Raw genomic sequence first — 19552 nt, 5'->3', positions numbered from 1 at the left:
GGTAGGCCTGCCAGACTTCCTGGTCCAGCAGGACATAGACATAACCCTGACGCAGGATGCGTGGCTGGTCCCCGTGCAGCGGGACGGCAGCGACTTCGGTGTTACGGGCCAACGGGAGTGCTGTAGTGGCGCGGGGCCTGGGAGCGTAGGCGGTACGCAGCAGGAGGATGGGCAGGCCGCTTCGCTCGCAGGCGTTGCAGGCTCCGTTGGGGTTGGGTATCGCCTGGCGCATGGCGATGATGATGGATTTGCTGATGCTCATGAGTGGCTCCTGGTCACAGGAGCGCTCAGCCCCCCGTCCAGAACGAGGGAGACCACCTCGAAAGTGGCCGAGTCCACCAATGGCTGAAAGCCTACGTACAGATCGCATTGGCTGGGCATGTGAATTCCTTGTCTACAAAGCGACCGTCGAGCTGGCCTGGTAGGCGACAGCCTCGACGCCCCTGGATCACCTGTTATCGAATCCAGCGGTTAACGCTAAGGGAGAAGGACTTCTCAGAGGTAATTCATGCGTCCCAAGGGTTTGTAGGAAGCTTCGCTTTTTGCGATTTCGGCGCAGCATCGGGGCTGTTATTCACATGACCTGGCGGACCTTGTCCATCCGCAGGCGCAGCCATTGCGGGGCGAGCCCGTTCCTACAGGGTCGGCAAGCCGGAGCACGTGTCCGGCTTGCCGCAGCGCTCAGCCTTCGTGCTTCACCCCTTCTTCACCCTGAACCATGCCGCATACAGCGCCGGCAGGAACAACAGGGTCAGCACCGTCGCCACGATCAACCCACCCATGATCGCCACCGCCATCGGCCCGTAGAACACGCTGCGCGACAGGGGGATCATCGCCAGCACCGCCGCCAGCGCGGTGAGCACGATGGGCCGGAAGCGCCGTACCGTGGCTTCGATGATCGCCTGCCAACGGTCCAGCCCAGCGGCGATATCCTGCTCGATCTGGTCGACCAGGATCACCGAGTTGCGCATGATCATCCCCGCCAAGGCGATGGTGCCGAGCATGGCGACGAAGCCGAACGGCTGGCGGAACACCAGCAGGAACAACGTCACGCCGATCAGCCCCAGGGGGGCGGTGAGAAATACCATCACCGTGCGCGAGAAACTGCGCAGCTGGATCATCAGCAACGTCAGCACCACCACGATGAACAGCGGCATGCCGGCATTCACCGATTTCTGCCCGCGTTCGGAGTCCTCCACCGTACCGCCCACCTCCAGCAAGTAACCGTCCGGCAACTGGTCGCGCACCTGCTGCAGGGTCGGGAGGATTTGCTTGACCAGCGTCACCGGCTGCTCCTTGCCGTAGATATCGGCGCGCACGGTCACCGTCGGCAGGCGGTTACGGTGCCAGATGACCCCTTCCTCGAAGCCATATTCCAGCGTCGCCACCTGCGACAGCGCCACGCTCTGGCCGTTATCGGTGGGCAATGCCAGGCTGCCCAGATTACCCAGCTCATGGCGCTCCTGGTCGGTACCGCGCAGCAGGATCTCGATCAGTTCATTGTCTTCTCGATACTGGCTGACGGTGGTGCCGGTGAGCGAGCTTTGCAGGAAGCTCGACAGGTGCGCAGTGCTCACGCCCAAGGCACGTGCGCGATCCTGGTCGATCTCCAGGAATACAGCCTTGCTCGGCTCCTCCCAGTCCAGGTGCACGTTCACCACGTGGGGGTTCTCGCGTACCTTGTCGGCGACCTGACGCGCCAGGGCGCGGACCTTCTCGATATGCTCGCCCGTCACGCGGAACTGCACCGGGTAGCCCACGGGAGGGCCGTTTTCCAGGCGTGTGACCCGCGAGCGCAGCTCGGGGAACTGTTCGTCCAGCGTGGCGATCAGCCAACTGCGTAACGCCTCGCGATCTTCCAGGCTCTTGGCCAGCACCACGAACTGAGCAAAGCTCGCCGCCGGCAATTGCTGGTCCAAAGGCAGGTAGAAACGCGGCGAACCGGTGCCGACATAGGCAACGTAGTTCTCGATGCCGTCCTGTTGCTTGAGCAAGGCCTCCAGGCGCTTGACCTGCTCGGCGGTGTTGGCCAGCGACGCGCCCTCGGCGAGCTTGAGGTCGACCATCAGCTCAGGCCGGCCCGACGCCGGGAAGAACTGCTGGGGCACGAAGCGGAACAACAGCAGGCTGCCGATGAACGCAGCGAGGGTCAGCACGATCACCGTCTTGCGCCGCCGCACGCACCACCCCACCACGCGGCGCACCCGCTGGTAGAACGGCGTACCGTACGGGTCATGGCCAGCCTCGCCATGACGCGCCGCGTGGCGCTTGGCCAGGTCCGGCAGCAGCCGGTCGCCCAGGTAGGGCACGAACACCACCGCGGCTACCCAGGAGGTCAGCAAGGCGATGGTCACCACCTGGAAGATCGAACGGGTGTATTCGCCGGTACTCGAGGCGGCGGTGGCGATCGGCAGAAAGCCCGCCGCGGTGATCAGGGTACCGGTGAGCATCGGAAAGGCCGTGCTCGACCAGGCATAGCTGGCCGCCTTGAGCCGGTCGAAGCCCTGCTCCATCTTGATCGCCATCATCTCCACGGCAATGATCGCATCGTCCACCAGTAGCCCCAGGGCCAGTACCAGCGCCCCCAGGGAAATCTTGTGCAGGCCGATGCCGAAGTAGTGCATGGCGGCGAAGGTCATGGCCAGCACCAACGGAATGGCCAAGGCCACTACCAGGCCGGTGCGCAGGCCCAAGGAGAAGAAGCTCACCAGCAGTACGATGGCCAGGGCCTCGACCAATACCTGGACGAACTCGCCGACCCCGGCCTTCACCGCCGCCGGCTGGTCGGAGACCTTGCGCAGTTCCATGCCGGCGGGCAGGTTGCGGGCCAGACGGGCGAACTCACCCTCCAGGGCCTTACCCAGGACCAGAATGTCGCCGCCCTCCTTCATCGACACTGCAAGACCAATGGCATCTTCCCCCATGAAGCGCATGCGCGGCGCGGGTGGGTCGTTGAAACCACGGTGCACATCGGCCACGTCGCCGATACGGAAGGTCCGATCGCCCACTCGGATGGGGAACTGGCGGATCTGCTCGACCGTGTCGAATTGCCCGCTCACCCGCAGTTGCAGCCGTTCGCTGGGAGTTTCGAAGAAGCCGGCGGTGCTCACCGCATTCTGCTCCTGCAAGGCTTGCTGCACGGCCTGTAAAGGCACGCCTAGGGTCGCCAGCTTGACGTTGGACAGCTCGATCCAGATCTTTTCGTCCTGCAGGCCGAGCAGCTCCACCTTGCCCACGTCCTTGACCCGCTGCAGCTGGATCTGGATGCGGTCTGCATAGTCCTTGAGCACGGCGTAGTCGAAGCCTGCGCCGGTCAGGGCATAGATATTGCCGAAGGTGGTGCCGAACTCGTCGTTGAAGAACGGGCCCTGGATCTCCGGCGGCAGGGTATGGCGGATATCCGCGACTTTCTTGCGAATCTGATACCAGAGTTCTGGGATGGCTTGCGAATGCATGGAGTCGCGGGCCATGAAAGTGACCTGGGATTCACCCGGGCGCGAGAACGAAACGATGCGCTCGTACTCGCCGGTTTCCATCAGCTTCTTTTCGATGCGTTCGGTGACCTGCCGGGAGACTTCTTCGGCAGTGGCACCCGGCCAGATCGTGCGGATGACCATGGCTTTGAAGGTGAACGGAGGGTCCTCGCTCTGCCCCAGCTTGGTGTAGGACATGGCGCCAACCGCTGCCAGGAGAATCATCAGGAACAGCACGATCTGCCGGTTGCGCAGGGCCCAGGCGGAAAGATTGAAACCCATCGGGACTACTCCTTGGCCGCCAGGTTCACGTCACGGTTGGTGCGGTCCACGGGCCGGACTTGCTGGCCCTCGCGCAATACATGGCCACCGGCGGCCACCACCCAGTCGTCGGCCTTGAGGCCTTCGAGTACCGGCACGCTGTCGGCGCCATAGGGGCCCAAGCGCACCACGGCGCGCTCCAGCCGGTTGTCCTTGCCGACCCGCCAGACGTAAGCCTGGCCCTGCTCGGCGATGACGGCCGACAGCGGCACCGACAGCGGCGCCTGCTCGGCATGGGCAATGAACACCCTTGCACTTTGGCCCAGCTCTGCCGGCGCGCTGGCCGAGGTGAAGGCAATGCGCGCGGCGAAGGTACGCGAACGCGGATCGGCCGCCGGAGACAACTCGCGAATACGCCCTTCGTAGCGCGCATTGGGATGCGACCACAGCTCCACGCTGACCGTTTGCCCCACGGCAAAACGGGCGAACTGCTGCTCCGGCAGGCCGATGAGCACTTCACGCTCGCCGTCGGCGGCCAGGGTGAAAACGGTTTGCCCGGCGGCCACCACCTGGCCCACCTCGACTTGGCGCTTGGCGATCACGCCAGCCTGGGGAGCGCGCAACACCGCGTACTCGGCCTGGTTGCCGGCCACGTCGAATTCGGCCTTGGCCTGTTTGAGCCGGGCCAGACCGGCGCGGTAAAGATTCTCGGCGTTGTCGAACTGGGAATGGCTGACCATCTGCTTGTCGAGCAGCTTCTGGTAGCGGTCGCGCTCGGTCCGCACCAGGGCCAGGTTGGCCTGGGCGGCAGCAAGCTGGGCACGGTTGGCCTCCAGTTGCAGGCGCACATCCTGCGGGTCGAGTTCGGCCAGGGGCTGGTCCGCCTTGACCCGCTGCCCTTCCTCTACCAGGCGCTTGGTGACCTTGCCGCCGATCCGGAACGCCAGCTCCGGTTCGAAGCGAGCCCGCACCTCGCCAGGGTAACTGTCGGCCGACGCTCCGGCCGGCTGGGGCTGGACCACCAGCGCCGGGCGAGGCGCCGCGGGTGCCGCGGTTTCCTGCCCGCAAGCGGACAGCAGCAGGGCCAAGGCGGCAGGCAAAACGATGGGCAAGGCATGACGCAACATGATGGAAATCCTTTCGAGGGCAGCGCCTGGAATATTTATACTGGCGAGTATATTAAATCAGCTGATCGGGCCGGGGAAGCGGGTAGATGCGAGAAAACGTTCCCCCAACGCACGCCCATCGCCGCCAGACCCGGTAAGATGGAAGCCTTTTTCAACCAGATTCGGATCCTCATGTCCCACGACGCACCCATAGGCCCGGGCCGGCCCAAGGACCTGGCCAAACGCGAGGCCATCCTCGAAGCCGCCAAGACACTGTTTCTCAGCCTTGGCTATGCCAACACCAGCATGGATGCGGTCGCTGCGGCGGCAGGTGTTTCAAAACTCACGGTCTACAGCCATTTCACCGATAAACAGACGCTGTTCGGTTCGGCGGTCATGGCGACTTGCCAGGCGCAATTGCCGGATTTGATCTTCGAACTGCCCGAGGGGGTGCCGCTGGAGCAGGTGTTGCTGAACATCGCTCGCGGGTTCCATGCGTTGATCAGCAGTGAAGAGTCGGTGAGGTTGAGCCGATTGATCATTGCCCTGGGGAACCAGGACCCTGGCTTCGGGGAGTATTTCTGGGAGGCGGGGCCGAAACGGGTGCTCGGGGGGATGGAGGCGCTGCTGCGCTGTGTTGCGCAGCGGGGGCTGCTGGCGATCGACAATCCGCTGCGGGCGGCGGAGCATTTCTTCTGCCTGGTGAAAGGGGCGCCGGATTATCGGTTGTTGCTGGGGTGTGCGCCGGCGTTGGTGGGGGATGAGGCCGAGGCGCATGTGCGGGAGGTGGTTGGGTTGTTCATGCGGGCGTATCGGGTTTAGGCGCTGTTTTTTATGCCGCCTGCCTTGCGACGTGTTTGTCGTGAAATATGCAGCGCTTGTGAGACCGCGCGCCGCGCGGGCAGCGCGCGATCTACGCATCACTTCAACCCCAAGACAGGAACCCAAAAACGCTGGCTCCTGCATCCGGCCTCCTGACGTCGCAATTGGCGGCGCCTGGGCTGTTGCGTAGGAAAAGCAAGAGCGAAAGCGGCGGTGGCGGTGCCACTCACCCCCCAGCCTTGAGCGCCTTCTTGGGATAAATGTCATACCGACTCGACTTCCCCTCCAGGCTGTGACTCGGCTTGGGCCCCTCGATAATCGGCGCCTTGCGCGGCCGCTTGACCACCACCCGGTGCGAAGCCAACGCCAGGGCCGCCTCGAGCAACGCCGGCGCATCCAGGTCATCACCCACCAAGGGCCGAAACACTCGCATCTCCTTCTTCACCAACGCACTCTTGTCCCGATGCGGAAACATCGGATCAAGGTAGATCACCTGCGGCGCCTCGCCCTCCCAGCCGCGCATGCGTTCGATCGCATTGCCCGTCAGCAAGCGCATGCGCGCCACGATCGCGCCAACCTCCTCATCACCGCGCGCCCGCGCCAGGCCATCTTCGAGCAAGGCCGCGATCAACGGCTGGCGCTCGATCAAGGTCATCTGGCAGCCAAGGCTGGCCAGGACGAACGCGTCCTTGCCCAGTCCCGCCGTGGCATCGAGCACCTGGGGCCGTACGCCCTGGGCGATGCCGACCGCCTTGGCGATCATCTGCCCATTGCCACCGCCATAGTGCCGCCGATGAGCCGCCTGGCCCTCGACGAAATCCACCCGCACCGGCCCCGGTGCCTGCGGCCCCAACTGCTGGATCTGCAAGCCCTCGGCCCCCACCTGTACGGCGAAGCCGGCAGCATCGTCCACCAGCGGCAACCCCAGACGCTCGGCCCATGCCACCGCCTGGGCCTGAAATTCGACCGACAAGGCCTCGACCCTGATACCCGCGCCCTGCTCTAGCTCTGCCATCCGTTCCCGCACTCGAAAAATTAATGAAATCCCGGCCACCGCCGATACACGCAGTATCCGCTATTCTGCCAGAGCACAACGCGCGCGACTGCCATGTCAGATACTCTTCCCATCGGCTTGACCTACCTGTCGCCTGTCGACCACTTCGGTCGGCAGAACACCCAGGCACTCGGGGGCGTCAGCCACCTGTGGCAGGATTTCTTCGCCCGCGCATTGGCCGAACAGCAGGCGCCGGAGCCCGACCCAGTCAGCCAGGCCATCGAGAAGCAGGTCGATCAGCACAGCGGCGAACCAGTGGGCGGTGCACACGCTCTGGCGCAGATTCGCCTGCAGCGCGCCTGCGACCTCCATGACAGCGAAATCATCCCACCCGAACCCTTGTTCCTGCCCAAGGCCGAGCTCGAGAGGGAGCTGCTGGAAAGCGCCCCCGAGCCCTTCAGCGCCGCCGAGCTCATCGAGCAGCAACGCCAGCTCGACCTGAACAACAGCTGGTTGCGTCCGGTGGTCATGAGCCAGGGCCAGCCGCTACCCGAGCCAGGCCCGGCACCTTCGCCGCGCCCACTGTTCCTGCCGATCGCCGAGTTCGAGATGGACCTGCTGGACAAAGCCCCCGATCCCTACGATGAGCCCACCCTGGCCCAGCAACAGAACGACCTGGAATTCGACATCCATTGGGCCCGCCCAGTGGTGCTGAACAACGTGCGCGTACACGCCTGATCAGCGACAGACCTGCCAGAAGCCCATGTCCAGGTGAAAATGGTTGTGGTGAGCGGCGTTGTAGTCCGGCCCCAGCACTGTGCTGAAACTGGCGCACGCCGCCTCATGCACCTGCCGCAAGAATTCGGCCTCCCGCCCCTGCCTCTGCCAGTCCCGCGCCAGCACGATACGCCGGCCGTCCTGGAGGCGAAAACCGCTGATATCCAGGGCATTGGCGGTGGCATGCTGGCTCAGGCGCCCCTGCTTGCGGTGATAGACGTTACGACAGGCAAAGCTGCCCAGGTGCTCGACCTGCGCCACCGGTTGGCCGAATACACGTCGTGCCGCCGGTTGCACGCCATGGGTTTCGAACAACGCGTAGGCCACCGCCAGCGGGCACGACGCCAGGAAGCTACTGCCCAGCCGTGCCTGGCCACCTTCGATGCGCCAAACGTTTTGCAGCGGACACGTTGCCGTCGGCGGGCTGTCGGCCTGCGCCCGATAGCGCAGGGATGAGGTCTGCAGCGCCTGACGGCACAGGTCGGCATCGGTGCGCAGGCGCGACAGCTTGTAGGGGGTGAGCAGGTTCGGTGGCTGGCGTACATCCAGCACTGCCCAAGGGTTCCAGGCCGACGGCAGTCGCCAGCCCAGCTGCCAGGCAAGGGCCGCCAGCACCAGCAGGCCGACGGCCAGCACCGACAACAGGCGCATTCAGCGCCGGAACAGCTCGTTGAGTTCGGTGAACGGCATGGCCTGTTCGCCATAGCCGAACGTGCCCTCGTCGCGAATCTCCAGCGCCGCGCGCCGGAACGCCCCCAAGGCCGCCCGGGCCAGGGACGAACCGACGCTGATGCGTTTCACGCCCAGATCCTGCAACTGGTTGACGCTCAATGCCACCCCAGCCATCCCCATCAGCACATTGACCGGCTTGGGTGCCACGGCCTGCACCACGGCACGGATCTCGTCGACACTGCGCAAGCCGGGGGCATACAGCACATCGGCACCGGCTTCGGCATAGGCCTGCAGACGGCGGATGGTGTCATCCAGGTCCAGGCGACCGTGCAGCAGGTTCTCGGCCCTGGCGCAGAGGGTGAAGGGAAATGGCAGTTCACGGGCAGCCTGCACCGCAGCACGTACACGCTCCACCGACAGGCCGAAGTCGTAGATCGGTGCATCGGCCTGGCCGCTGGCATCTTCGATCGAGCCGCCTACCAACCCTACCCCGGCGGCCTGCCGGATCGCCTCGGCACAGTCCTGCGGCAAGTCGCCAAAACCGTTTTCCAGGTCGGCCGCCACGGGCAAGGGCGTAGCATCGACAATCGCCCGGGCATTGCTCAGCGTTTGTTCGAGGTCCAAGGCCGCCTGCGCATCAGGCCGCCCCAGGCTGAAGGCAAGGCCGGCACTGGTGGTCGCCAGCGCCTCGAACCCAAGGCTGGCCAGCAACTTGGCAGACCCGGCATCCCACGGGTTGGGAATGACGAACGCGCCCTCGCGTTCATGCAACGCCTTGAAGGCTTCGGCTCGCAGGGTTTGCACATCCATGGTCATGACCTCCAGCAGCGTGTTGAGGATTGCTCAGAGTAGCCCCAGTTGTTCGACCTCAGGCGCGCGGGGCAATTCCGGCAGCGGCGCAAGGCCGGGCAGACGCGCCATCAGGCGCTGGTGAAAGCGCTGGGCCAGGGCAGCGGCCAGGCGGTTGTCGGCCGTGTGCAGGAAGACATAGGGGCTGCGGCCTTCCTCGATCCAAGTGGCAACCTTGTCTACCCAGGGTGTGAGGAAAGGTTCGTTGGCGTCCAATTGCGGATGCCCGATGAAACGCACTTGGGGATGCTGGCTGAAGGCGGCCGGACGTGGAGGCACCCGTGGTTTCTTGGCCTGTGCGTCCAACACGCCGGGGTCACGCAGGGTGCAACTGAACAATGCACGCGGGTCCAGGCAGATACGCTCGACGCCACGCTCGCGCAGCAGCCGATTGAGCAGGCGCTCCTCTTCGCCACGGGCAAAAAATGCGTCATTGCGCACTTCGACCGCCACTGGCACGCCGATCTCATCGAGAAAATGGCACAACTCCCCCAGGCGCGTAGGGCCGAACTGCGCGGGCAACTGCAGCCAATAGGGCGAAACCCGTGGGCCCAGTGGTGCCAGCAGCCGCGTGAAATCGAGCGCCGAGGCCAATTGTTCGCCTAGGTGGCTCGCGTGGCTGACGTCGCCAGGAAACTTGGCAGTGAAACGGAAATGCTCGGGCATCACCTGCGCCCAGCGCTCCACCGTTGCCGGTGCCGGGCGGGCGTAGAACGTGGTATTGCCCTCAACGGCGTTGAACACCTGGCTGTACAGCCCAAGGTATTCGGCAGGACGGGCGTCGGCAGGATAGAGGTAGTCGCGCCAGGCGTTGTCACTCCAGGACGGACAACCGAGAAAATAAGGAAGAGGCGATGGATTCATCCATCAAATGTACAGGTCCAGCCCCAGCACTTCCATCTCCCAGTCGGTGAAGCCGGCCGTGGCCAGGTAGCTGGCCAGAGCGGTGGCGGTACGTCGGTCGCGGGCCCGAGGGAAGACCATGTCCTGTTGCCGGGCTGGAACCCCGGCCGTATGGCGCCGGGTTCCCGGGTCCTGAGGCACCTGCACCTCGTCGACCACGTCGGCGTCCTCGATTGTTTCGTCGCGCACCGGTGCCTTGCGCGCAGGGCGCTTGATCGGATAGGACTGCGGGGAGAAACCATCGATACGCATGGACAGGGCACTCAGGATCAATGATGGCAATTTAGCAGCACCAGGGATCCGTCGCTAATGCCCGATTTGTTAACTGGACCACAGTTTAGACAAAAGGTTCGGGGTTGGGCTAATGCCGGTCAGTTAATCCATTGGGCCGGGCCCGCTATCACTGTCGCCTGGCAAGGGCTTCGCCCTTGGTCGCGGGACAAGCCCGCTCCTACAAGGGATCAGCGCTAGCCGCTTGTTCTCTGCGCAATACAGTCAACGCATAACGATTTGATTTGCAGGCCCCTGTGGGAGCGGGCTTGTCCCGCGATTGGGCCGGGCCCGCTATCACCTTCGCCAGGCAAAGGCTTCGCCCTTGATCGCGGGACAAGCCCGCTCCTACAAGATCTGCGCTATAGGTCTGTTTTTGCCACAAAGGCTCGTTCAGCGCGCCTTGGGTGTGGCGACGTTGTCGCGCAGGTACACAGGTTGTGCCTGCTCGGCAGCGATGGCCTCACCGCGGCCCCAGGCGAAGGTGGCCAGGCTGAGGATGTCCAGGGCGCTGGGCAGCGCCGAGGCATCGCTCTCGCTCACCGGCACCGCCAGGCGCCCGGCATAGCCCCAACCGGTGCCGGCACCGAACCAATCACCGCTGGCGCCTTCGGGCAACTGCACCCGCTCCGGCGGCAGTACCGCCTCGCGCCCGAGCAGGCGCATCTCGCCCTCGCAGGCCTGGTAGCAGCCCCAGTACACCTCGTCCATGCGTGCGTCGATGGCCGCAGCCACCTGCTGCACGCCACGCTCGCGCAAGGCCCCCTGGGCCAAGGCCGCCAGGTTGGACACCGGCAGCACCGGGCGCTCCAGGGCGAAGGCCAACCCCTGAACCACGCCAATGGCGATACGCACGCCAGTGAACGCGCCCGGGCCACGGCCAAAGGCGATGGCGTCGATGGTATTGAGCGCAACACCGGAGTCGCCCAGCAGCTGCTTGATCATCGGCAGCAGTTTCTGGGCGTGCATGCGTGGGATCACCTCGTAGTGGCTGGTCACCTTGCCGTCATGCAGCAAGGCGACGGAACAGGCTTCAGTGGCGGTATCCAGGGCCAGCAACGTGGTCATCGAACGGTATTCCAGGGCAGAGGTAAAAAGAGCGGCAGTATAAACGACAACGGCCCGCAAGCGGGCCGTCGTGACGCACGGTGATGGATCAGCTCAGGGCTGCCAGTACCTTGGCGGTGATCGACTCGACCGAGCCGACACCTTCGATGTGGGCGTACTTCGGCTTGCCATTGTTGGCGGCCGACAGCTTCTGGTAGAAGTCCACCAGCGGCTTGGTCTGGCTGTGGTACACCGACAGGCGGTGGCGCACGGTCTCTTCCTTGTCGTCGTCACGCTGGATCAGCTCTTCGCCGGTGACGTCGTCCTTGCCTTCCACTTTCGGCGGGTTGTGCTGGATGTGGTAGGTACGGCCCGAAGCCAGGTGTACGCGACGGCCGGCCATGCGACCGACGATCTCTTCGTCGTCCACGGCGATTTCGACCACGGCATCGATATCGACGCCGGCAGCGACCATGGCTTCAGCCTGGGGAATGGTGCGCGGGAAGCCGTCGAACAGGCAGCCGTTGGCGCAATCCGGCTGGGCGATGCGCTCCTTGACCAGGCTGATGATCAGCTCGTCGGAAACCAGCTGGCCGGCATCCATGACTTTCTTGAGCTCCAGGCCCAGCGGGGTGCCGGCCTTGACGGCAGCACGCAACATGTCACCGGTGGAGATCTGTGGAATACCGAACTTCTCGGTAATGAACTTTGCCTGAGTACCTTTACCGGCCCCGGGAGCTCCCAGCAGAATTACGCGCATCTTGTGCTCCTCATATTTTTCTATGTAAATCAACGGATTCGGCACAGAAGGCCAACTCCGAAAAATCGGGTGAGACCGAAAATCGGTCAAAAGGCTGCTCAAGATACACAGCGCCCGGCAACCAGACAAGCGTCCCAAAGTTGCAGGAAATCGCCATGCGGGGGCCTTTGGCGGCCCGGTTGCGCCCAGCGCAACCGGCTTGGCCAGCCCCGACCGAACGGCGCATGCCACCCGGCCAAGGCCCTCCCTCTACTGCCTCAGCCGGTGTTGCGAAGGCCTGCGGCGATACCCGCCACGGTCACCAGCAGGGCCTGCTCCAGCGGGCTGTCCAGAGCGGCTTCGCGGCTGCGCGAACGGGCCAGCAACTCGGCCTGCAGGCGGTGCAGCGGGTCCAGGTAGGTATTGCGCAGGCTGATGAACTCCAGGGTCTCGGGGCTGTGCGCCAGTAGCACCGATTGCCCGGTCAGCCCCAGCACCACCTGGCACGACTGCGACAATAGGTCGCGCAGTTGCGCACCCAACGGCAGCAGGTCCGGTTGCACCAGACGTTCGTCGTAGGCCTTGGCGATTTCCGCATCGGCCTTGGCCAGGACCATCTCCAACATGTCGATGCGAGTCCGGAAGAAAGGCCATTGTTCGCGCATCTGCGCCAGCAGTTCGCCCTGGCCCCGGGCCAGGGCATTGCCCAGGGCGGTTTCCCAGCCCAGCCAGGCCGGCAGCATCAGGCGGGTCTGGGTCCAGCCGAAGATCCACGGAATCGCACGCAGGCTCTCGATGCCGCCGGCACGCCGCTTGGCCGGGCGGCTGCCCAGAGGCAGGCGACCCAGCTCCTGCTCGGGGGTGGATTGGCGGAAGTATTCGACGAAATCGGGGTTCTCGCGCACCACGTCGCGGTACGCCTTGACGCCATCGGCAGCCAGCTGGTCCATCAATGCGCGCCAGGCCGGCTGGGGGGGCGGCGGCGGCAGCAGGGTCGCCTCGAGCACCGCGGCAAGGTACAGGTTGAGGTTCTGCTCGGCGATACCCGGCAGGCCGAACTTGAAGCGGATCATCTCGCCTTGCTCCGTGGTCCGGAAGCGCCCGCCCACCGAGCCAGGCGGCTGCGACAAGATCGCCGCGTGGGCCGGCCCGCCGCCTCGGCCGACCGTACCGCCACGGCCATGGAACAGCAGCAGCTCCACTTGATGGTCGCGACAGATACGCACGAGGTTTTCCTGTGCCCGATACTGGGCCCAGGCGGCTGCCGTGGTCCCGGCGTCCTTGGCGGAGTCGGAGTAGCCGATCATCACTTCCTGCGGCCCATGCAGCCCAGCACGATAGCCCGGCAGGCCGAGCAGACGCTCCATCACAGGCCCGGCGTTGTCCAGGTCGGCCAAGGTCTCGAACAGCGGCACCACGCGCATCGGCCGGGTCAGGCCGGCTTCCTTGAGCAACAGTTGTACCGCCAGCACGTCCGAGGCGGCCCCGGCCATGGAGATGACATACGAGCCCAGCGAAGCCGCCGGCGCCGCGGCGATCTCGCGGCAGGTGGCAAGGACTTCGGCGGTTTCCGCCCCAGGCTGGAAATGCGCAGGCAGCAAAGGCCGCCGGTTCTTCAGTTCGGCCTGAAGGAAGGCGATGCGCTGCTCTTCATCCCAGTCGGCGTAGCGCCCCAGCCCCAGGTAGTCGGTGATCTCGGTCAGCGCATCGCGATGTCGGGCAGCATCCTGGCGCACGTCCAGGCGCACCAGGAACAGGCCGAAGGTCACCGCCCGGCGCAGGCAGTCGAGCAATGGGCCGTCGGCGATCACGCCCATGCCGCAGTCATGCAGCGACTGGTAGCACAACTCCAGGGGCTCGATCAGCTCGCGGTTGCTGGCCAGGACCTCGGCCCCGGGCGCCAGCGTGGCGGTCAGCGCGGCATGGGCCCAGGCGCGCGTGGCGCGCAGGCGATCGCGCAATTGCTTGAGCAGCGCACGGTAGGGTTCGGCGCTGTCGCCAACCCGCTCGCGCAGCGCCGCACTGGCCTGTTGCATGGACAGTTCGGCGGCCAGGTAGTCGATGTCGCGCAGGAACAGGTCGGCGGCCATCCAACGTGCCAGCAGCAGGACCTCACGGGTCACCGCCGCGGTCACGTTGGGGTTGCCGTCGCGGTCGCCGCCCATCCAAGAGGCGAAGCGGATCGGTGCCGCCTCCAGCGGCAGGCGCAGGCCAGTGGCCTCGAACAGGGCCGTGTCGACCTTGCGCAGGTGGTTGGGGATCGCCTGCCACAGGGAATGCTCGATCACCGCGAAGCCCCACTTGGCTTCGTCCACAGGTGTCGGCCGGGTGCGGCGGATCTCCTCGGTGTGCCAGGCCTCGGCGATCAACCGACGCAGGCGCTCGCGAACCTGCCGGCGTTCGGCGGGGGTCAGGTCACGGTGGTCCTGCGCCGCCAGTTGCCCGGCAATGGCGTCGTATTTCTGGATCAGGGTGCGGCGCGTCACCTCGGTGGGGTGGGCCGTGAGTACCAGCTGGATATCCAGCTTGGCCAACTGCCTGGCCAGGGCATCATCGCTGTGCCCGGCCTGCTTCAGGCGCGCCAGCAGTTCCGGTAGCACCCGCGCCTCGAAGGGCTCGGGCTGGCCGGCGTCGCGGCGGCGAATCAACTGGTACTGCTCAGCGATATTGGCCAGGTTGAGGAACTGGTTGAACGCCCGCGCCACCGGCAACAGGTCATCGTCGGCCAGGTCGCCCAGGGTCGAGCTCAGTTGCTCGGCGGCGCCACGGCGGTCGGCCTTGGCGCTGTGGCGAATATCCTCGATCTTCTGCAGGAACGCCTCGCCATGCTGCTGGCGTATGGTCTCGCCCAGCAACTCCCCCAACAGATGGACATCCTCACGCAAGCGTACATCGATATCAGTCATCGGCCCTCTCTCCGGCGCGGCTCGCCCGCGCACCCGCTCAGGAAGGGAACAGTACTGGCACAGCCGGCCCGGCATGGCAAGCCGCAACCTGGCAAAGCGACTAAAGTGAAAGAAGTCATCCGTGGCCAGAGGTCATCATGAAAATCCGCGAGCTTGCCCAACAGTGGGAACAGAACGCCAAGGGGCGCCTGAGCCCCACCGGCCATGTGCTGCACCTGGACCTGGAGTCCGAGGCGCGCCTGGCTGCTTTGATCGACATGTACCCCAAGCGCACCGCCGAAGAACTGCTCGGCGAGCTGGTCGGCGCAGCCCTTGAAGAGCTGGAGGCCAGCTTTCCCTATGTCCAGGGTCAACAGGTGATCGCCACCGACGAAGAAGGTGACCCGCTGTACGAAGATATCGGCCCTACCCCACGTTTCCTGGCCCTTTCCCGCCGCCACCTGCATACCCTCGGCAGCACCGGCGACGACACCTCCAAGTGAGCCCGGGCGAGCGCCACCAGGGCGCTCGCCATTGCCCAGGCACCTGCGCTACCGGCCAAAGCCGCTGACCGACCAGTCAGAAAAAATTGCCCCTCGAGGGCATTTTTTTCTGAACTATCTGAAAAACGCCTCAGTCACAGCCAATAGCCATCACGCTAAAACCCTGCACACATGCCGTTGTGCACTGTTCAGCCGAAGTGCGCGCATCTGCCAGGGAGAAGCGATGGACTGCTACGGACATTGTCGTTAACAGGAGTGAACCAATGGAGCTGACCACCATGAAGACCCGCACATCGCACGAATCATCCAAGACTGGGCGCGGGCTCAAGCTGGCCGCACTGGCCCTGGGCAGCAGCCTGGTCCTGGCCGGTTGCGCTGGCAACCCGCCCACCGAGCAGTACGCCGTTACCCAATCCGCGGTGAACTCCGCCGTCAGTGCCGGCGGCACCGAATTCGCCGCCGTGGAAATGAAGGCCGCCCAGGACAAGTTCAAGCAGGCCGAAATCGCCATGCATGACAAGAAATACGACGAAGCCAAGCGCTTGGCCGAACAGGCCGAGTGGGACGCGCGCGTGGCCGAGCGCAAGGCGCAGGCCGCCAAGGCGCAAAAGGCCGTGCAGGACGCTCGCCAGGGTGTCCAGGACCTGCGTGAGGAAGGCATGCGCAGCGCCGAATGAGCACAGCCCAGCCTTTTCTTGAGCCTTCGCCATTTTTCAAAGGATGAACACTATGCGCAATTACGTCATGATCCCCGCCCTGCTGGCCCTGAGCGTAGGCCTGGCCGCCTGCTCCCACGACCCGAACCCGAACCTTGAGTCGGCACGCACCAATTTCTCGGCCCTGCAGAGCGACCCGCAGGCCAGCAAGCTGGCGGCCCTCGAGACCAAGGACGCCCAGGACTGGCTGAACAAAGCCGACAAGGCGTTCATGGACCGCGAGGACGAGAAGAAGGTCGACCAGCTGGCCTACCTGACCAACCAGCGCGTCGAGGTAGCCAAGCAGACCATCGCCCTGCGCTCGGCCGAGAACGAACTGAAGAACGCCTCCGCCCAGCGCGCCCAGGCCCGCCTGGATGCCCGCGACGCACAGATCCGCAAGCTGCAGGAGAGCCTCAACGCCAAGCAGACCGACCGAGGCACCCTGGTGACCTTCGGCGACGTGCTGTTCGACTTCAACAAGTCCGAGCTCAAGAGCAGTGCCTTCCCCAACATCACCAAGCTCGCCCAGTTCCTTCAGGAAAACCCTGAGCGCAAGGTGATCGTCGAGGGTTATACCGACAGCGTCGGTTCGGCCACCTACAACCAGGCCTTGTCCGAACGCCGCGCCAACAGCGTGCGCATGGCCCTGGTGCGTGCCGGCGTAGACCCGACCCGCATCGTCGCCCAAGGCTATGGCAAGGAATACCCGGTGGCCGACAACAGCAGCAACTCCGGCCGCGCCCAGAACCGCCGCGTGGAGGTGACCATCTCCAATGACAACCAGCCGGTGCAGCCGCGTTCGGTGAGCCAGGTGCAATAACGCCTGGGTCTTGAAAGACAGGGGCTGCTTTGCAGCCCCATCGCGGGACGAGCCCGCTCCTACAGGGTGTGCACCACCCTTGTCGGAGCGGGCTTGTTCCGCTGCGGGCCCGTGCAACGCATCACTGCACCTGCTGCGGCGTCTCCTGCCCCAGGCAACGGATCGCACGCTTGCGGTTGTCCACCAGCACGCCGGTCAGGCCTTTCTGCTGAGTATCGAACAGCACCAGCACACCATCGATGCACTGGGCTACCTGGGGCGCAGGGTCCAGGGAGACCTTGTAGTCTTCGCCGGGGAGGGTCTTGAGCATGGTGAAATCCTGCAGCAACAGGGCGTCCTCAGGCTTGGCGAAATGCACGTAGCCGTAGTACCAGAGGGTGCCGACCGTCACGATGATGCTGCCGACGGCGGTCAGGATCAGCGGGATGGCGTTGCGTTCTTCACTCATTGCTTGTTCTTCTCGTCTGGGTAGTTGGGCACTTCGGCCAAGCGCCGAAGGCCATTGAAGTGGCTGGGGTCATCAAGAAAGCGCAGCATCACCTGACGCCAGGTCGGGTCGGCGAAGGTCTGCACATGGCCACCCCGGGTCAGTTGCAGCACCCGCGGCGGCGGCGCGTGCTGGTACAGTCGGATACCGCTGTCCATCGGCACCAGGTTGTCGTCAATGCTGTGGAAGAACAGCTTCGGCGGGCTGTCCAGGCGCTCGATGGAGCGGATCGCGCTGTCGCCGTCCGGTACCAGCCATGACAGCGGCACTTGCAACGGCCAAGTCAGCCATGAGGTGCTCAGGGCGAAACGCCCCACTTCCCGATAGCTGGCCGGTACCCCGTCGAAGACCAGGGCGCTGAAACGCTGGCGTTGCTCGGGATGGGCAGCCAGGTAGTGGATGGCCATGGCACCGCCCAGGCTCTGCCCCAGCAGCACCAGCGGCTTGCCCTGGGCTTGCGGGGCCTGGTCCAGCCAGGCCATGGCTGCGGCGATGTCCTGGTAGACCTCGGGCAGGCTGGGTTTGCCCTGGGACAGGCCATAGCCACGGTAGTCGATCAACAGTACCTGGTAGCCCTGCTCGGGCAGCCAGTAGCTACCGCCCAGGTGCCAGGCCAGGTTGCCGCCGTTGCCGTGCAGGTGCAGCACCGTGCCCTTGACCTCGACCCCAGGCTTGGCCGGCAGCCACCACCCGTGCAGACGCGTGCCGTCGGCCGCGGTGAGGGTCAGGTCGCGATACGCGAGCCTGGCCTTTTCCGGCGTGAACGCAAGGCCCGGCTCCGGGAAGAACAGCAAGCTGCTGCAGCCCCCGAGCCCCAGCAGAAGCAGGCCCAGGATCAGCAGGCGACAGGCGTCAGAGAATGTTCGCGTAGTCGGCTTCAATGCGATCCAGGCTCAGGTGGTTGAGGAAGTTGGAGAAGCACATCCAGGCCGACAGGGCGTTGAGGTCGCGGAACTGCTCCGGCAGGTACTTGGGTGGCTCCACCAGGCCCTCCTCGACCAGCTGGCGCAAGGTACGCATGTCTTCCAGAGTGGTCTTGCCGCAGAACAACAGCGGGATCTGCTCGAGCTTGCCTTTCTTCACGGCCAACTGAATATAGTTGTAAACCATGATGAAACCCTTGAGGTAGGACAAGTCCTTGGTGAATGGCAGGCCATTGGGCACCGAACCGCGGAATACCCGGCTGGCATTGCTGTAGCTCTGGGCCATCTCGAAGCCCTGGCCGCGGAAGAATTCATAGACCTGCAAAAAGTCCGCCCCCTCCTCCACCATGTGGATCGCCCGCGTGCGGTTGGTGAGCTTGCGCAGACGGCTGGGGTAGGAGGCGAAGGCGATCACTTCCATGAGGATGGCCAGGCCTTCCTGAGTCACGGTCGACGAGGGCGGCCCCTTGGCCAGGAAAGTGCAGATCGGCTGGTTGAGCCCATTGAGCGTGGTGCCCACGTGCACCAGCCCCTCGTGAACCTCCAGGGCGCGTACGTCACGGCTGTTGAACATCGCGTCGGCGCGCACCTTGATGTAGTCGGCACCGGCGGCGGCGTCGGCGACGATACCATCGGACTCGAACACCCGGATGGTCTCCTCGGCTTCGCCGAACACCTTGTTCAGGCGGTGCTGGAGAATCGCCACGGCTTCCTTGGCAGTGAGGTTCTTCGGTTCGTCCTTCAGGTCCCCCCGGCCATCGATGTTGTTCAGGTAGTCAGAGAGCATCAGGCCCAGGTCGGCCAGGGTCGGGTCGCCGGCATGGAAGGCGTCGGAGGCCGCGCCATAGAGCTCTTGGGAAATCAGGCCGAAGTCCTCGGTACCACGGGCCTCGAGCATGCGCACCACCATGCGGTACTCCTTGCACATGCGCCGCATGATCTGGCCGACCGGGTTGAACTGGCCGAGCTGGCGGGTGATGTCGCGCTCGATGCTCTGGAACTCGGCCTTCACTGCGCTGGAGTCGAACGACAGGGGGCGGCCCTGATAGTAGGCGCGGTCGACCGCCGGAGGCTCCTTGCCCTTGGCCTTGAGGAAGCCCTGGCGGATGTTGTCATCCCACTTCACCGCGTCCAAGACCCGGATCGGGGTCTGCGCCGCGACGATGCGGTCGGACAGGGCGCGGATGGTTTGCTGGTACTCGTCCACCGGGGACTCCTTTCAGAACAGGATACCTGTAGCGGCCCTATCGCCGGCAAACCGGCTCCCACCGGTACACACGCAATGCCCAAGGGCGGTGATATACCTGTGGGAGCCGGCTTGCC

General features: G+C 64.8%; 19 protein-coding genes. 5 read left to right on the top strand and 14 right to left on the bottom strand.

Going from position 1 to position 19552, the window contains the following annotated elements:
• From ACNFG0_RS16650 to ACNFG0_RS16640, 3 genes are all read right to left on the bottom strand, one after another.
• Positions 1 to 262: toxin VasX (locus ACNFG0_RS16650; RefSeq protein WP_416765674.1), on the bottom strand; the 262-nt coding region annotated here is incomplete at its 3' end.
• Positions 263 to 695: 433 nt separating this feature from the next.
• Positions 696 to 3755 carry an efflux RND transporter permease subunit gene (locus tag ACNFG0_RS16645; protein WP_416765673.1) on the bottom strand — a complete coding sequence of 1020 codons (3060 nt, stop codon included), beginning with the start codon at positions 3753 to 3755 and terminating at the stop codon, positions 696 to 698.
• Between the two features lie 5 nt (positions 3756 to 3760).
• Positions 3761 to 4861, bottom strand: a complete 1101-nt coding sequence (locus tag ACNFG0_RS16640; protein ID WP_416765671.1) for an efflux RND transporter periplasmic adaptor subunit — start codon at positions 4859 to 4861, stop codon at positions 3761 to 3763.
• Between the two features lie 171 nt (positions 4862 to 5032).
• Between ACNFG0_RS16640 and ACNFG0_RS16635 the strand changes: the two genes are divergently transcribed.
• The gene (locus ACNFG0_RS16635; RefSeq protein ID WP_196144607.1) at positions 5033 to 5662 is read left to right on the top strand and encodes a TetR/AcrR family transcriptional regulator; all 630 of its coding nucleotides are present in this window, start codon (positions 5033 to 5035) and stop codon (positions 5660 to 5662) included.
• 226 nt (positions 5663 to 5888) lie between these two features.
• Here ACNFG0_RS16635 and ACNFG0_RS16630 read toward each other — a convergent pair whose 3' ends face one another.
• The gene (locus tag ACNFG0_RS16630) at positions 5889 to 6677 is read right to left on the bottom strand and encodes a class I SAM-dependent methyltransferase (protein ID WP_416765670.1); all 789 of its coding nucleotides are present in this window, start codon (positions 6675 to 6677) and stop codon (positions 5889 to 5891) included.
• Positions 6678 to 6770: 93 nt separating this feature from the next.
• On the opposite strand from ACNFG0_RS16630, the gene ACNFG0_RS16625 reads away from it, so the two are divergent.
• A complete protein-coding gene (locus ACNFG0_RS16625; protein WP_416765669.1) occupies positions 6771 to 7394 on the top strand; it encodes an energy transducer TonB in 624 nt (207 codons plus the stop codon).
• Here ACNFG0_RS16625 and ACNFG0_RS16620 read toward each other — a convergent pair whose 3' ends face one another.
• From ACNFG0_RS16620 to ppc, 7 genes are all read right to left on the bottom strand, one after another.
• A complete protein-coding gene (locus tag ACNFG0_RS16620; protein WP_416765668.1) occupies positions 7395 to 8084 on the bottom strand; it encodes an extensin family protein in 690 nt (229 codons plus the stop codon).
• A complete protein-coding gene (locus ACNFG0_RS16615) occupies positions 8085 to 8915 on the bottom strand; it encodes an isocitrate lyase/PEP mutase family protein (RefSeq protein WP_416765666.1) in 831 nt (276 codons plus the stop codon). It lies immediately after the preceding gene.
• A gap of 33 nt (positions 8916 to 8948) precedes the next feature.
• Positions 8949 to 9818: a DUF72 domain-containing protein gene (locus ACNFG0_RS16610; RefSeq protein ID WP_196155856.1), complete on the bottom strand. Its 870-nt coding sequence runs from the start codon at positions 9816 to 9818 to the stop codon at positions 8949 to 8951.
• Positions 9819 to 9821: 3 nt separating this feature from the next.
• On the bottom strand, positions 9822 to 10109 hold the full coding sequence (locus ACNFG0_RS16605; protein WP_416765676.1) for a hypothetical protein: 288 nt from the start codon (positions 10107 to 10109) through the stop codon (positions 9822 to 9824).
• A 411-nt stretch (positions 10110 to 10520) separates the two neighbouring features.
• On the bottom strand, positions 10521 to 11195 hold the full coding sequence (gene tsaB / locus ACNFG0_RS16600) for a tRNA (adenosine(37)-N6)-threonylcarbamoyltransferase complex dimerization subunit type 1 TsaB (RefSeq protein ID WP_196144593.1): 675 nt from the start codon (positions 11193 to 11195) through the stop codon (positions 10521 to 10523).
• An 88-nt stretch (positions 11196 to 11283) separates the two neighbouring features.
• Complete coding sequence (gene adk, locus ACNFG0_RS16595; RefSeq protein ID WP_196144592.1) at positions 11284 to 11934, bottom strand: adenylate kinase; 651 nt, start codon at positions 11932 to 11934, stop codon at positions 11284 to 11286.
• 257 nt (positions 11935 to 12191) lie between these two features.
• The gene (gene ppc, locus ACNFG0_RS16590) at positions 12192 to 14819 is read right to left on the bottom strand and encodes a phosphoenolpyruvate carboxylase (RefSeq protein WP_416765664.1); all 2628 of its coding nucleotides are present in this window, start codon (positions 14817 to 14819) and stop codon (positions 12192 to 12194) included.
• Positions 14820 to 14956: 137 nt separating this feature from the next.
• Between ppc and ACNFG0_RS16585 the strand changes: the two genes are divergently transcribed.
• The 3 genes from ACNFG0_RS16585 (at position 14957) to ACNFG0_RS16575 (ending at position 16819) form a co-directional block, all read left to right on the top strand.
• Positions 14957 to 15301, top strand: a complete 345-nt coding sequence (locus ACNFG0_RS16585; protein WP_196144590.1) for a pilin assembly protein — start codon at positions 14957 to 14959, stop codon at positions 15299 to 15301.
• A gap of 263 nt (positions 15302 to 15564) precedes the next feature.
• Positions 15565 to 15978, top strand: coding sequence for a DUF4398 domain-containing protein (locus ACNFG0_RS16580; RefSeq protein WP_196144589.1), 414 nt, complete (start codon positions 15565 to 15567; stop codon positions 15976 to 15978).
• A gap of 52 nt (positions 15979 to 16030) precedes the next feature.
• Positions 16031 to 16819: an OmpA family protein gene (locus ACNFG0_RS16575; RefSeq protein WP_196144588.1), complete on the top strand. Its 789-nt coding sequence runs from the start codon at positions 16031 to 16033 to the stop codon at positions 16817 to 16819.
• 121 nt (positions 16820 to 16940) lie between these two features.
• Here ACNFG0_RS16575 and ACNFG0_RS16570 read toward each other — a convergent pair whose 3' ends face one another.
• Genes ACNFG0_RS16570 through ACNFG0_RS16560 form a run of 3 tightly spaced genes read right to left on the bottom strand, consistent with a single transcriptional unit; the run spans position 16941 to position 19436 of the window.
• Entirely contained in the window at positions 16941 to 17267 is a 327-nt protein-coding gene (locus tag ACNFG0_RS16570) for a hypothetical protein (RefSeq protein ID WP_196144587.1), read from the bottom strand.
• Entirely contained in the window at positions 17264 to 18187 is a 924-nt protein-coding gene (locus tag ACNFG0_RS16565; protein WP_416765661.1) for an alpha/beta hydrolase, read from the bottom strand. Before ACNFG0_RS16565 ends, ACNFG0_RS16570 begins: the two co-directional genes overlap by 4 nt.
• Positions 18159 to 19436, bottom strand: a complete 1278-nt coding sequence (locus tag ACNFG0_RS16560) for a flavohemoglobin expression-modulating QEGLA motif protein (RefSeq protein WP_196144585.1) — start codon at positions 19434 to 19436, stop codon at positions 18159 to 18161. Before ACNFG0_RS16560 ends, ACNFG0_RS16565 begins: the two co-directional genes overlap by 29 nt.
• Positions 19437 to 19552: the final 116 nt, after the last annotated feature.

Source organism: Pseudomonas sp. NY15372 (genome assembly GCF_048068215.1).
GTDB lineage: Bacteria > Pseudomonadota > Gammaproteobacteria > Pseudomonadales > Pseudomonadaceae > Aquipseudomonas > Aquipseudomonas guariconensis_A.
This window is presented reverse-complemented; position numbering and strand designations above follow the sequence as displayed.